This is a genomic window from Hyphomonas sp., assembly GCF_016125515.1.
Lineage (GTDB): Bacteria > Pseudomonadota > Alphaproteobacteria > Caulobacterales > Hyphomonadaceae > Hyphomonas.
Map to the genome: position 1 here is coordinate 47,802 of NZ_WGLO01000001.1, position 13,351 is coordinate 61,152.

At 62.8% G+C, this 13,351-nt stretch carries 16 protein-coding genes; 7 read left to right on the forward strand and 9 right to left on the reverse strand.

Features of this window, described 5'->3' with window-relative positions:
* Positions 1-37 precede the first annotated feature (37 nt).
* The 5 genes from GC148_RS00235 to GC148_RS00255 all read left to right on the forward strand — a co-directional run bounded on the left by GC148_RS00235 (position 38) and on the right by GC148_RS00255 (position 3,879).
* Positions 38-487, forward strand: coding sequence for a glycosyltransferase (locus tag GC148_RS00235; protein ID WP_291067994.1), 450 nt, complete (start codon positions 38-40; stop codon positions 485-487).
* 18 nt (positions 488-505) lie between these two features.
* Entirely contained in the window at positions 506-664 is a 159-nt protein-coding gene (locus tag GC148_RS00240) for a hypothetical protein (RefSeq protein ID WP_291067996.1), read from the forward strand.
* A 236-nt stretch (positions 665-900) separates the two neighbouring features.
* A complete protein-coding gene (locus GC148_RS00245; protein WP_291067997.1) occupies positions 901-2,115 on the forward strand; it encodes an acyl-CoA dehydrogenase family protein in 1,215 nt (404 codons plus the stop codon).
* A 4-nt stretch (positions 2,116-2,119) separates the two neighbouring features.
* Positions 2,120-2,746 (forward strand): 2-hydroxychromene-2-carboxylate isomerase, encoded by a 627-nt coding sequence (locus GC148_RS00250; RefSeq protein WP_291067999.1) that lies wholly within the window; start codon positions 2,120-2,122, stop codon positions 2,744-2,746.
* Positions 2,743-3,879, forward strand: coding sequence for an acyl-CoA dehydrogenase family protein (locus GC148_RS00255; protein WP_291068001.1), 1,137 nt, complete (start codon positions 2,743-2,745; stop codon positions 3,877-3,879). Before GC148_RS00250 ends, GC148_RS00255 begins: the two co-directional genes overlap by 4 nt.
* Positions 3,880-3,954: 75 nt before the next feature.
* On the opposite strand, the gene GC148_RS00260 is transcribed toward GC148_RS00255, so the two are convergent.
* From GC148_RS00260 to GC148_RS00295, 8 genes are all read right to left on the reverse strand, one after another.
* Positions 3,955-4,317, reverse strand: coding sequence for a DUF2853 family protein (locus GC148_RS00260; RefSeq protein WP_291061682.1), 363 nt, complete (start codon positions 4,315-4,317; stop codon positions 3,955-3,957).
* Between the two features lie 162 nt (positions 4,318-4,479).
* Positions 4,480-5,379: an SIMPL domain-containing protein gene (locus GC148_RS00265; protein WP_291068003.1), complete on the reverse strand. Its 900-nt coding sequence runs from the start codon at positions 5,377-5,379 to the stop codon at positions 4,480-4,482.
* Positions 5,380-5,483: 104 nt separating this feature from the next.
* Complete coding sequence (gene bfr / locus GC148_RS00270; protein WP_291068005.1) at positions 5,484-5,960, reverse strand: bacterioferritin; 477 nt, start codon at positions 5,958-5,960, stop codon at positions 5,484-5,486.
* A gap of 193 nt (positions 5,961-6,153) precedes the next feature.
* Positions 6,154-6,354: a (2Fe-2S)-binding protein gene (locus tag GC148_RS00275; protein WP_291068006.1), complete on the reverse strand. Its 201-nt coding sequence runs from the start codon at positions 6,352-6,354 to the stop codon at positions 6,154-6,156.
* 48 nt (positions 6,355-6,402) lie between these two features.
* The gene (locus tag GC148_RS00280; protein WP_291068008.1) at positions 6,403-6,630 is read right to left on the reverse strand and encodes a hypothetical protein; all 228 of its coding nucleotides are present in this window, start codon (positions 6,628-6,630) and stop codon (positions 6,403-6,405) included.
* A complete protein-coding gene (locus GC148_RS00285) occupies positions 6,579-6,968 on the reverse strand; it encodes a hypothetical protein (protein ID WP_291068009.1) in 390 nt (129 codons plus the stop codon). Before GC148_RS00285 ends, GC148_RS00280 begins: the two co-directional genes overlap by 52 nt.
* On the reverse strand, positions 6,965-7,177 hold the full coding sequence (locus GC148_RS00290; protein WP_291068010.1) for a helix-turn-helix transcriptional regulator: 213 nt from the start codon (positions 7,175-7,177) through the stop codon (positions 6,965-6,967). The genes GC148_RS00285 and GC148_RS00290 overlap by 4 nt, the downstream gene beginning before the upstream one ends.
* A gap of 3 nt (positions 7,178-7,180) precedes the next feature.
* Positions 7,181-7,618 (reverse strand): hypothetical protein, encoded by a 438-nt coding sequence (locus tag GC148_RS00295; RefSeq protein ID WP_291068011.1) that lies wholly within the window; start codon positions 7,616-7,618, stop codon positions 7,181-7,183.
* Between the two features lie 161 nt (positions 7,619-7,779).
* Here GC148_RS00295 and GC148_RS00300 point away from each other — a divergent pair, with 161 nt between their 5' ends.
* Positions 7,780-9,369 (forward strand): lysine--tRNA ligase, encoded by a 1,590-nt coding sequence (locus GC148_RS00300; RefSeq protein ID WP_291068013.1) that lies wholly within the window; start codon positions 7,780-7,782, stop codon positions 9,367-9,369.
* Between the two features lie 62 nt (positions 9,370-9,431).
* Positions 9,432-9,764, forward strand: a complete 333-nt coding sequence (locus tag GC148_RS00305) for a DUF6726 family protein (protein WP_291068015.1) — start codon at positions 9,432-9,434, stop codon at positions 9,762-9,764.
* Between the two features lie 66 nt (positions 9,765-9,830).
* Here the strand turns inward: GC148_RS00305 and GC148_RS00310 are convergent, their stop codons facing one another.
* A complete protein-coding gene (locus GC148_RS00310; RefSeq protein WP_291068017.1) occupies positions 9,831-13,292 on the reverse strand; it encodes an indolepyruvate ferredoxin oxidoreductase family protein in 3,462 nt (1,153 codons plus the stop codon).
* Positions 13,293-13,351: the final 59 nt, after the last annotated feature.

Below are 13,351 nucleotides of genomic sequence, written 5' to 3' on the forward strand. Positions count from 1 at the left end.
GGAGGAAGAGTGGCCTGTCTACACTTTGCTGATCGCCTTGAAGGATGAAGCGGAGCCGGCGCCGCAGCTCGCGGCTGCGATCTGCGGGCTCGACTATCCGGCCGGACAGCTCGACGTGAAGCTTCTGATCGAGACGGGCGACACGGCGACCGCATTCGCGCTGCGCCGGCTACGCTGGCCCGAGGGCGCGGAGCTGCTGGTGGTGCCGCCAGGCCTGCCACGTACCAGGCCGCGCACCCTGAACTATGGGCTTGCGCGGGCACGTGGCGAGCAAATCGTGGTCTATGATGCCGAAGACCGTCCGCATCCGGATCAATTTAAGGCGGCGGTGCACGCCTTCCGGAGTGGCGGGGCGTCGCTTGCCTGTGTGCAGGCCCCGCGGGTGGGGGAGGGCCGGCGCGGTGAGGCCGTGCGCGAGATGGGGCTGGCCGGCTTTGTGTCGATGCAGTTGACGCTCGGCGCAGCGATCCTGTCGGCAATGGTGTAAGGCCCCTGGGCTGTCTGGTTGGCGCTATGCGCCTTTGTACCGGATCTGGCGATAGAGCCGGCTTTCCTGACGCTGGCAGCGGTGTCCTATGCGGCGGGCATCGCGATGGCCTTGGGGGCGCCGGGCCGGAAGGATTGGCGGCGCTGGGTTCTGGCGGTGAGCCTGCCGCTCGACTGAACGCTGCAATCGGCGGCGATGGTGCGGGCGATCTACGGCTTGGCGCGTTGCCCGCACTTCTGGGCCAAAACGCCGCACCGGGTCGCCAGGCAGGCTTATCGTTCCGGATACGTAACGTTCCTGCTCCGTTCAAGCGCGACGATGGCGGGTTCTGACGCCGCGTGAGCGCTTGGCGGATGAGGAGGGGCGGCTTAGGATGCCCCCGACCAAAACACATCATCCGAGGGAGTGAGCCGATGGCCTACGACAATGCCGAGCAACTCGAGGCGTTCCGCGCCGAGACCCGCAAATGGCTGGAAGAGAATTGCCCGCCCTCGATGCGTACGCCGATGCAGGATGACGAGATCGTCTGGGGCGGCCGCAATGCGACCTACAAGAACCCGGAGTCCAAGATCTGGCTCGACCGGATGGGCGATAAGGGATGGACCGCGCCGCACTGGCCGAAAGAGTATGGCGGCGGCGGTCTGAACCGTGAGGAAGTCCGCGTGCTGGAGCAGGAAATGCGCCGCATCAAGGCGCGGCCGCCACTGTTCTCATTCGGTCTCTGGATGTTCGGACCGGCGCTGCTCGAGTTCGGCAATCACGAACAGAAGCTGCGCTTCATTCCGGACATTGTGAAAGGCAAGATCCGCTGGTGCCAGGGCTATTCCGAGCCGGGCGCAGGCTCTGACCTCGCAGGTCTTCAGACGCGCTGCGAGGACAAGGGCGATCACTACCTGATCAACGGTCAGAAAGTGTGGACGTCGTACGCCGACAAGGCAGACTGGATCTTCTGCCTTGTGCGTACCGACACCTCGACCAAGCATGAAGGCATCAGCTTCATCCTGTTCGACATGAAGAGCCCGGGCGTGGAAGCCCGTCCGATCCAGCTGATCTCCGGCGAGAGCCCGTTCTGCGAGACCTTCTTCACGGACGTGAAGGTTCCGAAGGACCAGCTGGTCGGCAAGGTCAATGGCGGCTGGGAGATCGCGAAACGCCTGCTGCAATTCGAACGCTCGTCCATCTCGGCCGGCGGTTTCGGTGGCACGGGCGGATCGGGCATCCTCGGGCCGGAAGATTATGCCAAGCAGCATATCGGCACGGACGAGTCTGGCCGCATCGCCGACGGCGATCTTCGCGGGCGTATCACCGATCACAAGATGTTCGCCAAGGCCTTCGCCCTGACCGTGCAGCGCCAGACTGAACAGGCAAAAGCCGGCCAGGCGGTCGGCCACACCGCCTCGATCCTCAAATACGCCGCAGCCAAGATGAACCAGGACCGGCATGAACTGCTGATCGAAGCACTGGGCACGGAAGGCCTCGGCTGGGAAGGGGAAGGCTTCGACAAGAACGCCAAGAAAGTCACCCGCCAGTGGCTGCGCTCCAAGGGCAACTCCATCGAGGGCGGTACGTCCGAAATCAACCTCAATGTCATCGCCAAGCGGGTGCTGGGCCTGAAAGATCATCAGTAGTCCGATGATCGAGTTCTGGTTCGAGTTCGCCTCAACCTATTCCTACCCGGCAGCCATGCGGATCGAGAAGGTCGCGGGCGCTGCAGGACTGGATGTGGTGTGGAAGCCGATGCTGCTCGGACCGCTGTTCCAGGCCCAGCAGGGCCTGAAGGACAGCCCCTTCAATGCGTTCCCGGTGAAGGGCCGTTACATGTGGCGCGATCTGGAACGGACCTGCATCGATGACGGCTTGCCGCTGAACAAGCCGGCGATCTTTCCGCAGAACGGGCTGAAGGCGGCGCGCATTGTGCTGGCCCTGCCATTGTCGGCGCGGCCGGATTTCGTGCGCGCGGTCTACCGCGCGAACTTCGTCGAGGGCGAAGTGATTTCGGATGACGGCTTCCTTGAGGGCCTGCTGATCCGGCTCGGCCATTCGCCGGACGGCGTGATGGCACGCGCCAGCAGCGATGCGGTGAAGGCCGAACTGAAAAAGAATACCGAAGAGGCGGCCGCGCGCGGCGTGTTCGGTGCGCCGACCTTCTTCGCGCCGGACGGCGAAATGTTCTGGGGCAATGACCGGCTGGAGCAGGCCGTGCGTTGGGCCCGCAAAGTCAAAAACGTATCAATGGACACAAAGGTGGACGCAACATGAGTTTTATCCTCACCGAAGATCAGGAAATGCTGCGCGAAACGGCGATGGCGTTTGCCCGCGATGAGATGCCCGTCTCGCACCTGCGCAACCTTCGCGACTCGGGCGCCAACGGGAACGACCCCGCGACGCGCAAGAAGCTGGCAGAGCTTGGCTTCTTCGGCGTGATCATTCCGGATGAACCGGGCGGCGAGACGTTCGGCCTCACCGGCCTTGGCCAGATCCTGGAAGCGCAGGGCCGCACGCTGGCGGCAACGCCGCTGCTGCAGACGGCCCTGATCGCTGCCTCGGCGCTGCAGCTGGGCGGCACGCCGGCGCAGAAGGCCGAGTGGCTGGCGAAGATCGCGGCCGGCGAAGCCACATTCGCGCTGGCGCTGGACGAGACGGCGCATTTCTCGCCGCACAATATCTCCACCGAAGCGGAGCGTGACGGCCAGGGCTTCACGCTGAACGGCCTGAAGAAATACGTGCCTGATGGGCACTATGCCGACATGTTCATCGTCGTTGCGCGCACGTTCGGCGAAGCCGGTGACCGGCATGGCATCAGCCTGTTCCTCGTGCCGCGCGGCGCGAAGGGGGTAACGGTCGAGCCGTTGAAGACGGTCGACAGCCACGGCGCTGCGCATGTCAATTTCGACGGCGTGCATGTGCCGGAGTCGGCGCTGCTCGGACCCGCGGACGAAGGCGCCGACATTCTTGATCCGGTGCTCGACCGGGCGGCGATCGGCATGGCGGCCGAGATGCTCGGCTCTGCCCAGGCGGCGTTCGACATGACGCTCGAATACCTGAACAGCCGCAAGCAGTTCGGCCAGCTGATCGGCTCGTTCCAGGCGCTTCAGCACCGGGCCGCCAAGATGTTCACCGAGCTGGAGATGACGCGTTCCTGCGTTGCGGCGGCGCTGGATGCGGCGGATGCGGGCAAGACCGATCTCGCCGAACTCGCCAGCCTCGCCAAGGCGAAGGCCGGCGAACTCGTGCATATGGTGTCGAATGACTGCGTACAGATGCACGGCGGCATCGGCATGACCGACGCAGCCGAGCCGGGCTTCTACATGAAGCGCGCCCGCGTGCAGGAAGCACTTTACGGCTCGGCCAGCTGGCACCGCGACCGGTATGCGAAGCTGAACGGGTTCTGATTTCCGGATCAACTTTAAAAAAAATCGCCGCCTCGGACCAGCCGGGGCGGCGATTTTCGTTTGGGAAGTTGAGGGTCAGGCCGCTTTCAGGGCCGCCGCCTTTTTCAATTCCTTGGCCACAAGGTAGTAGACCACGGGGCGGTGCTTCGCGCGCACGGCGCGGCCGTATTTCTCGACCGCAGCCTTGAGGGCGGCGTGGCCTTTTGCTTCGTCGGTGACGCCGAGCTTCTTCACGATGAAGCTGGTCCGTACACGTTCCATCTCGTCCTTGTTCGACGCGGCAACCGTGGCCGAGTCGGATTTGTAGATCGAAGGGCCGCTCGCCTTGACGCATGCATCAAGCAGCGCAAGATCCGGCCTTGCTTCTCCGACCTTTTCCTTCAGGTCTGCGATGTACTTCTCGACAAGCAGTTCCTTCGCACTGGGCGCTTTCGCCATGGGGTGTTTTCCTTTTCTGGTTTGTCTGCCTTGGCTCCATAAAGGAGCGTGACAATGCGTTGGGAGGCGGAGCTATTGCCCCGCCTCCCCTTAAGACGCCAGTTTGACGCAAGGATCAACCTTTTTTGACCCAGCGGTCAAAAACGATCCGTATAAAGAATATTACTGCTCGATCTTGTAGATCATGCAGACACTGGACGAAACGCCTTGCGTCTTGTCATCCGAAGGCAGGTTCAGCGAGTCGATATCTGCCTGCGTGATGGTGACCTGACGGCCGCCAACCATGCCGGACGCCACAGGTGCGGGCGGCGGCGGAGGTGGCGGGGGCGGCGCGTAAGCCGGCGCGGCGCGGTAATAGTCATAGTCGGAGCCAGAAGATGAGGCCCAGCTACCCAGGCACGGGCCGGAGCCTTCCTGCACGACCATCAGCTTGCCGAGCTTGGCACCGCTGGCAGCGGCCGTGGCCTTGGCGCGCGCGGCGCCGTCCTTCACGGCGGCCTCATAGGCCTCGCGGTTCAGCTCGGTCGTGCGTTCCAGATAGGTCGAGAGGCCCGACGAGTTTTCCGGGCCAAGCGCCAGAGCGCCGGCACGGGCCGTTCCGGCCTTCGACACATCCACTACCATCACGCTCAGCGTGACGCGGGCTTCATAGGCGCGGATCTTGTCCGAGCGCTCATTATCGATGCGGTTGCCGTCTTTGTCCTTGTACTGCTCATACAGCGCCGTCACGTTGACCGAGGACTGGATCACCGAGTCCTTGCCGGCGGCTTTCTTGATCGTGTCATAGGCGAGCCGGCCGCGCTCGACGGCAAGCTGCATGGCCTTTTTCGAATCCTTGTCGGTTTCTAGATAGGTGACGCTGAACGAGGCGCGGTTCGGGGCCACCTGCATATCTGCGCGGCCCATGGCTTCGATGACCGGTACGCGGGTCCAGTAGGGCGTGGTGAATGCCTGGTCCTGGAAGTCGGGCGCGCCTTGCGCCAGGGCCGGCAGGAAGGCGGTGGCCGCGCAAGCGGCGGCGACGCTGCCCGTGAGACGGGTCAGGAAAGTGCGATGAGTCATGTATTTCCCCATGAAGACGTGTGTCTGACAGCTGCCGCGCATCACGCTGCAACGGTCAAACTATCTGCGTCTTAATGTGTCGGCACAATGACCCTTGAGGGGCGTTATCCGTTCGCTTCGGACTGGAGCTGGGTGTAGCGCTCGATGCCGACCCGCTCGATCAGCGAGAACTGCGTCTCAAGGTAGTCGACATGCTCTTCCTCGTTGTGGAGGATCTTGCCGAATAGGTCGCGGCTCACATAGTCGCGCACTTTCTCGCAATGCTCCATGGCGTCGCGGAGCACCGGAATGGCGATGTTCTCAAGCTTCAGGTCGCACTCGAGGATCTCCTGCACGCTCTCGCCGATATGCAGCTTGCCGAGGTCCTGCAGGTTTGGCAGGCCGCCCAGGAACAGCACGCGCTCGATCAGCCAGTCGGCATGGTGCATTTCCTCGATCGATTCCTCGTGTTCCTTCTTGCTCAGCTTGGTCACGCCCCAATCCTTCAGCATGCGGGAGTGCAGGAAGTACTGATTGATGGCCGTCAGTTCGTTTTTGAGGGCGAGATTGAGGTATTCGATGACTTTCTTGTCGCCTTGCATGACGGCTCCTGTCGGCTGGGAGGTAGGGATATCTACGTATCTTTATAGGCGAGCGCGCCGGCAGGTGCAACAAAAAATCCAATAAAATCAATTGCATATGCAAGTGCGACACACTTGCAATCAGGTGTACGCCCCATTCCGGCGCACGTCCGAACGGTTTGAATTGAAAGGGATTTACGAATGGCCCGCCTGCCTATTCGGCGGCGAGGACCTGCATTTGTGGAACGGCGCGGTCCATTTGTTCGGCGATCATTTCGCCGATCGTGGTGGTGCACTTCCCACAATTGATCTTGCAGCCATGGTGCGCCTGCACGGCTTTCGGGCTGCGCGCGCCCGAATCAACGGCCTCGCGGACCGACCGGCAGTTGATTCGATTGCAGACGCAAATGATCATGAGAACCATTTGCAAGACTTGCGAATGAGTGTCAATCGAAGTTTTCGGTTAACCGCCAGACCAGGTGGACATAGAAACCCCGCTGCCGATTTCGAGCACCACCGTTTCATAACCGTGGAGGGGGTCGCAAACGTATTCCCTGAAGGGTTTCAAGGTCTTGGCGAAGGTCTTCAAGTTGTCGGCGAGAATCACGGCGCCCGGCGCCAGTTTGGGCTCGACCAGTTTCAGCACCGGGATGTAGAGGGTCTTCCAGCCGTCCAGGAAGACGAAGTCCACCGGCCGTCATTGGCCTGCGCGGCGGCCAGATAGATGGACGAGACCCCGAACGAGGATCCGAACTCGACGATGTTCCGGGCGCCGGTTGCGCGGGCTGTCACATAGAGAAGCCGGCCGAATTCTTCCGAGACGGGGATATAGGCCGACGCGAGATAGGGCTCGGCGGACTGGAACACGCTGCGGCCCGAGAAAGCGCCAAGCAGGATCGACGACAGAGCGCGGGCAAACACAAAGCGGTCGCGCCGGGCATCGAGGTGCAGCCTGGGGGGCGAGACGCACCATGCCGCGCTGACGGCGCGCGTGCAGCACGCGGTGCGGGGTTGTCTGCGGCCGTTCACTCCCAGCTGAACACGTCCTCGACGCCCACCCCGAAAACACGCGAGATGCGGAAGGCGCTCTCGAGGGAAGGGGAGTATTTGCCAAGTTCGATCGCGATTACCGTCTGGCGCGTGACGCCTATGGCTTCGGCAAGGGCCGCCTGGCTCATGTTGCCATGCTGCTCGCGCAGCTCGCGGATACGGTTGCCGATGGGCGGGGGCTTCGCCATGTTTCAGCCGCCCCGGCGATAGAGGATGATCTGGAACACGTACTCGGCGATCTGGGACAACATCAGGCCGAGGAAGACGATATGGAACAGCATGTTCCCGTCGCCATAATTGGCATAGTGGAAAAGCGCGCCGATCGCGGGGGCGGCCAGCACATAGCCGGACCAGTTGCCGGCCTTGTCCATAATGCGCCGCTCGCGTTCGTCGGCCGGGGCATCTGCCTCCTTGCCGGCCGTGCCGCCGAGGATCGACATCACAATGGCCGACGTGACCGCAATGAACACCACATAAGCAATGACGAACGCTACGATCGGTGGCGCCGTGTGGCCGAGGGCGCGCGACACGCTGACCACGTCTTCGAAGTAATAGAAGGCGCCCAGCGTCAGGATCACGCTCATGGCCCAGGCGGTTTTCTCCCGGAAGGGCATGTCGATGAGGTTCATGGCAGGCTCCTGTGGTGTCAAAGATAATTTACACCGACATGTAGTCGAAGATTTTTGACATGTCAAATATTTTCGACATTGCGCCTCGCGCCTCGCTTGACGCCTCCGGATGTGGCCTCTAGGCCCGGGCGCACCGGTAACTACGAAGAACGACACCGACCATGACCGACCTTTCCGTCCTCGCCCAAACCGCCAAGGCCTGGCCATTCGAACTCGCGCGCGCGCTCGAAAAACGCGTCGCCGAGCAGGTGAAGGCGGGCGAGCGGAAGGCGGATGCGCCGGTGATCTTCGAGACCGGCTATGGCCCCTCGGGCCTGCCGCATATCGGCACGTTCGGCGAAGTCGTGCGCACGACGATGGTACGTCACGCGTTCGAAGTGCTCACCGCCGGCAAGTATGCCACGCGGCTCATCTGCGTGTCGGACGATATGGACGGCATGCGGAAGATTCCGGACACGGTGCCGAACCCGAAGGCGCTGGAGCCTTACCTGCAGCAACCGCTGACTGTGGTGCCCGACCCATTCGGCACACACGACTCCTATGGCCGGCACATGAACGCGCGTCTCTGCGCCTTCCTCGACCAGTTCGGATTCAAGTATGAGTTCCTCTCGGCGACGGATTGCTACAAATCCGGCCGGTTCGATGCGATGCTGCTGCGCGCGGCGGAGAAGTATGACGACATCATGGGCGTGATGCTGCCGACGCTCGGCGAAGAACGCCGCGCGACCTATTCACCCTTCTTGCCGATCAGCCCGAGCACGGGCCGCGTGCTATATGTGCCGATGAAAAAGGTCGATGCGGCGAAAGGCGAAGTGACGTTTACGGACGAAGACGGCGCGGATGTGACGTTGCCGGTGACCGGCGGCGCCGTGAAGATGCAGTGGAAGCCGGATTTCGGCATGCGCTGGGCGGCGCTCGGCGTCGATTTCGAGATGTTCGGCAAGGACCACCAGGCCAATGCGCCGATTTATTCACGCATCGCGAAAATCCTCGGTGCTCGCCCGCCGGAACAGTACGTCTACGAATTGTTCCTCGACGACAAGGGCGAGAAGATCTCCAAGACGAAGGGCAACGGCATCTCTGTCGAGCAATGGCTGACCTATGCGCCGGACGAGAGCTTGTCGCTGTTCCAGTTCCAGAAGCCGCGCGTCGCGAAGAAGCTCTATTTCGACGTGATCCCGAAGGCGGTCGACGAATACCTGACCTTCCTGGAGAAGTTCCAGACCGAAGAGCCGGCCGCGCGGTTGGAGAACCCGGTCTGGCACATCCATCTCGGCAATCCGCCGCAATGGTCGAGCCCCGTTTCCTTCGCGCTGCTGCTGAACCTTGTCGCCGTGGCAAACCCGGAAGATCGCTCGCAACTCTGGGGTTTTATCCAGCGCTATGCGCCGGGCACGACTCCGGAAACGCATCCGCTGCTCGACAGCCTGGCGGGCTATGCGATGGCTTATTACCGCGACTTTGTGTTGCCGACGAAATCCTACCGCGCCCCGGATGAGAAGGAACGCGCCGCTATGGCCGACCTGTCTGCCCGCCTGAAGGCCTTCGACGAATCTCCAAACCCGGACAATCTGCAATCGATGACCTTCAGTGTCGGCACCGACCATGGCTTCGAGAATCTGCGCGACTGGTTCAAGGCGCTTTATGAAGTGCTGCTCGGCCAGAGCCAGGGGCCGCGCTTCGGCAGTTTCGCGGCGCTCTATGGCCAGACTGAGACCGCCGCGCTGATCGACCAAGCGCTGGCCCGCTGAATTGTAACGTGTGGGCCTGTCCGGGGCAGGCTAGTCTTGTGCTCAAAGACGGAGTCTTCAGCATGCGTTCAATCCTGCTTGTGCTCGCCGCCCTGACACTGCCGCTGGGTGGCTGCATGGCCACCAAGATCGTGACCGTTCCGGTCAGCGTCGCCGGCTATGCGCTCGAGGCGACGGGGAAGGGCGTGATGTATGTCGGCGGTACGGCTGTGCGCGTAACCGGCGACGCATTTGACGGGCCGGACGAAATGGTCCGGCTCGAAGTGACCTACAAGAAGGGCAAGAAGACGCGCACCGAGACGAAAACGGTCAAGGCCAAGTATGTCGAGCGCGAAATCGAGAAGATGAGCAAGAAGGGCAAGGTCGTCGACGTGGAAGTATCACCTGCGGATTGAGGGCAAAAAAAAAGCCCCGGAAGCGGATCAGCGCGACCGGGGCAGGTGTTCCAGGGGAGAATTACTCTACTCGGCCGCCGCAATCAGCGACGTCCTGGCTTTTGGCAGCTTGCCCATTGGCCATCCGGCCCAGAGCTCCGCTTCACGCGCTTTCGCTTTTTCGGCGGCCGCTTCCTTGATGTGGCCGAAGCCACGGATTTCGTCCGGCACCTTGGCGATCTCGACCGCCAGTGCGTGGTTTGCCTCGGTGAGTTCGCTGGCGAGCTTCGCCATGTTGTCGAGATAGGTGTCGCGCAGGCCGCGTTCCATCCGGCGCTCTTCAGTATAGCCGAACAGGTCGAGCCGGGTGCCACGAAGGCCCTTGAGCCGGGCGAGGATCTTGAAGCCGGTCATCATCCAGGCCCCGAAATGCTTCTTCTCCAGATGACCGTGGCTGTCCTTCTTCGCGATCAGCGGCGCGGCGAGCCAGAAGCGGAGCTTGCCGCCCTTGAACTGGCTTTCGAGCTGCCGGGCGAACGTGCCGTCCGTATAGAGACGGGCGACTTCGTACTCATCTTTGTAGGCCATCAGCTTGTAGGCGTAGGTTGCCACAGCCCGGGTGAGGTTTTCGCCGAGACCGGCCTTGGTTTCGGCGGCGCGCACGAGCGCCACGGTCTGGCGATAGCGATCAGCATAGGCGGCGTTCTGATAGGCCACGAGACGTGCCGCCCGGTGTTCGATCAGTTCGTCCAGCGTCTTCTCTTCAACATGCCCGCGCGGATCGTGCTGCGCGGCGAGGCGTTCCGGCGCCGCTGCGGCGATGCGTCCGATATTGAACGCGGCCATGTTGTCTTCGACCTTCGTGCCGTTCAGCCGGATGGCGCGGTAGAGGCCGCGCAGGCTCACCGGCACCTTGCCCTTCTGCCAGGCGTATCCGGCCATGATCATGTTGGTGTAGATCGCTTCATGCAGATAGCCCACAGCGAGGGCTTCGGCATCCAACGCGCCGAACTCTGCCGCCTGGCGCTTCACACGCGCCGACAGGAGGTCGCTCTCGAAACGTTTTGACCGGTTACGGATGAATTCCGACGTCGGCGTGACATCCGAGTTGGCGTAAGCGGCCGTGCGTTCCGGATCCATCAGGTTCAAGGCATCGCCGCCGGCTGCGACGACAAGGTCGCACGCGATGACGACATCGGCGCTGGCCGGCGGTACGCGGCCGGTGGAGATCGTCTCCGGCTCGCGCGCGAAACGGATGTGGCTGAGCACCGGGCCGCCCTTCTGGGCGAGGCCGGTCATGTCGAGAGAAGAGGCGGCGTTGCCGTCAACATGCGCGGCCATGGCGAGGACAGCTGCGACGGTGGTGACGCCTGTGCCGCCGACGCCGGTAAACAATATGTTCCAGGGCTGGGCAAGGCTCGGCGTTTCGGGCAGGGGCAGGCCCTCGGCATCGAACACCTGGCGCGGCTGGTCTTCCCAGGCCGGCTCGCCGTCCTTGATCGTCACAAAGCTCGGGCAGAAGCCCTTGAGACAGGAAAGGTCGGTGTTGCAGGTCGACTGGTTGATCCGCCGCTTGCGGCCGAGTTCGGTCTCCACCGGCTCTACCGACAGGCAGTTCGATTTCACCGAACAGTCGCCGCAGCCTTCGCACACTTCCGTGTTGATGATCGTGCGCACACGGTCCGGCGCGATCATGCCGCGCTTGGAGCGGCGGCGCTTCTCGGTCGCGCACATCTGGTCATAGATGATCACCGAGACGCCCGGCGTCTCGCGCAGTTCAAGCTGCACATCTTCGAGGTCGTCGCGGTGATGGATGGTGACGCGGCGGGGCAGGCCCTTGACACCGGCATAGCGGGTCGGGTCTTCCGTCACGATACGGATGGTCTTGACGCCTTCGGCTTCGACCTGCTGGGCAATCATCGCCGGCGTCTGGCCGCTCTCCACATGCTGGCCGCCGGTCATCGCGACGGCGTCGTTGTAGAGGATCTTGTAGGTCATGTTGGCGCCGGAGGTGACCGCTGCGCGGATCGCCAGGCTGCCGGAATGGGAATAGGTGCCATCACCAAGGTTGACGAAAACGTGCTTCTCGTCGGTCGCCCAGTGCTGGCCGACCCAGCCGAGGCCTTCGCCGCCCATCTGGCTTGTCATGTCGGTTTTTCGGTCCGGCATGAAGTTCGCCATGTAGTGGCAACCGATCCCAGCCAGGGCGCGGCTGCCTTCCGGCACGACGGTCGAGGAATTGTGCGGACAGCCTGAGCAGAAATGCGGTGAACGGACGGTCGGGGAGGCGTTGGTACGGGCCGCTTCGCTGGCGCGGCCGACGCGGTCGAAATAGGCTTTCGCGCGTGTCGTGTCCCAGCCTGCCGGAAGGGCGTACATCAAGGCGTTCGCGATCTCCGGAATGGTCAGGGACGCGATATCGGACAAAAGCGGTGCGCCGTTGGCGTCACACTTGCCTTCGATGACCGGGCGGCGGCTTTCAGGCAGGTCATAGAGCGCGGCTTTGAGCTGGCTCTCGATCAGCGGACGCTTGTGCTCGATGACGATCACCCGCTCGAGCCCGGCGCAGAATTCGCGCACGCCCTGCGGCTCCAGTGGCCAGGGCATGGCCACCTTGTAGATGCTGAGACCCAGCGCGCCGGCTTCCTGCGGGCTGAGGCCAAGCGCGCCGAGCGCCTCGAACACGTCGCGCGCCGCCTGCCCGGTGACGATCAGGCCGAGGCGTGGCTTCGGTGAGGGCAGGATCACATGGTCCAGCCGGTTAGCGCGCACATAGGCCTGCGCGGCCGGAATCTTGATCTGGCGAAGGCGCGCTTCCTTGTTCAGCGGAACGTCGCCCCGGCGCATGTGCACGCCGTCTTCGGGCAAAGCGAAGTTCGGCTTCTGGATTGCGAAGCGGGACAGGTCGACATTCACCACGGCGCCGGAATCCATTGTGTCGGCCAGCGCAACGAGACCTACCCAGGCGCCGGAAAAGCGGCTCATCTCCCAGCCATGGATGCCATAGTCGAGCACGTCCTGGATCGAGGCGGGGTTGAGCGTCGGAATCTCCGCGTCCTGCATCGCGTATTCGGATTGGGAGGGCAGCGTCGAGGATTTGCAATTATGGTCGTCGCCCACCACGGTCAGAACGCCGCCCAGCGCCGAAGTACCGGCCGCATTCGCGTGCTTGAAAACGTCACCGGTGCGGTCGACGCCCGGTGCCTTGCCGTACCAGATGCCGAACAGGCCGTCGAATCTCGCGCCGGGAAACAGGCCGAGCTGCTGCGAGCCCCATACGGCGGTGGCGCCCAGGTCCTCGTTCAGGCCTTCCCAGAATTTGATGTCATGCGCGTCCAGCCATTTCTGCGCGGCACGCAGCTGCTGGTCGTATCCGCCGAGCGGAGAGCCCCGATAGCCCGAAATGAACCCGCCCGTGTGATGTCCGGCGGCCTGGTCGATCCGCTTGCGATCAAGCGGCAGGCGCACCAGCGCCTGGATGCCGGTCATGTAAGCCTTGCCCTCGACAAGATCGTATTTGTCGTCCAGCGTGACTTCACGATGTTTCATGGCGTCGGATCCTCGGAATTCCCCAAGGTATATTATTGGGTGAATCGCGTGAAAAAGCT

Excerpts from the sequence above, each read along its gene's own strand:
- GC148_RS00300 (WP_291068013.1), top strand. The coding sequence starts at position 7,780 with ATGACCGACCTTTCCGTCCTCGCCCAAACCGCCAAGGCCTGGCCATTC.
- GC148_RS00305 (WP_291068015.1), top strand. The coding sequence starts at position 9,432 with ATGCGTTCAATCCTGCTTGTGCTCGCCGCCCTGACACTGCCGCTGGGT.
- GC148_RS00310 (WP_291068017.1), bottom strand. The coding sequence starts at position 13,292 with ATGAAACATCGTGAAGTCACGCTGGACGACAAATACGATCTTGTCGAG.
- GC148_RS00245 (WP_291067997.1), top strand. The coding sequence starts at position 901 with ATGGCCTACGACAATGCCGAGCAACTCGAGGCGTTCCGCGCCGAGACC.
- GC148_RS00260 (WP_291061682.1), bottom strand. The coding sequence starts at position 4,317 with ATGGCGAAAGCGCCCAGTGCGAAGGAACTGCTTGTCGAGAAGTACATC.
- GC148_RS00250 (WP_291067999.1), top strand. The coding sequence starts at position 2,120 with ATGATCGAGTTCTGGTTCGAGTTCGCCTCAACCTATTCCTACCCGGCA.
- GC148_RS00255 (WP_291068001.1), top strand. The coding sequence starts at position 2,743 with ATGAGTTTTATCCTCACCGAAGATCAGGAAATGCTGCGCGAAACGGCG.
- GC148_RS00265 (WP_291068003.1), bottom strand. The coding sequence starts at position 5,379 with ATGACTCATCGCACTTTCCTGACCCGTCTCACGGGCAGCGTCGCCGCC.
- GC148_RS00290 (WP_291068010.1), bottom strand. The coding sequence starts at position 7,177 with ATGGCGAAGCCCCCGCCCATCGGCAACCGTATCCGCGAGCTGCGCGAG.
- bfr (WP_291068005.1), bottom strand. The coding sequence starts at position 5,960 with ATGCAAGGCGACAAGAAAGTCATCGAATACCTCAATCTCGCCCTCAAA.
- GC148_RS00295 (WP_291068011.1), bottom strand. The coding sequence starts at position 7,618 with ATGAACCTCATCGACATGCCCTTCCGGGAGAAAACCGCCTGGGCCATG.
- GC148_RS00275 (WP_291068006.1), bottom strand. The coding sequence starts at position 6,354 with ATGATCATTTGCGTCTGCAATCGAATCAACTGCCGGTCGGTCCGCGAG.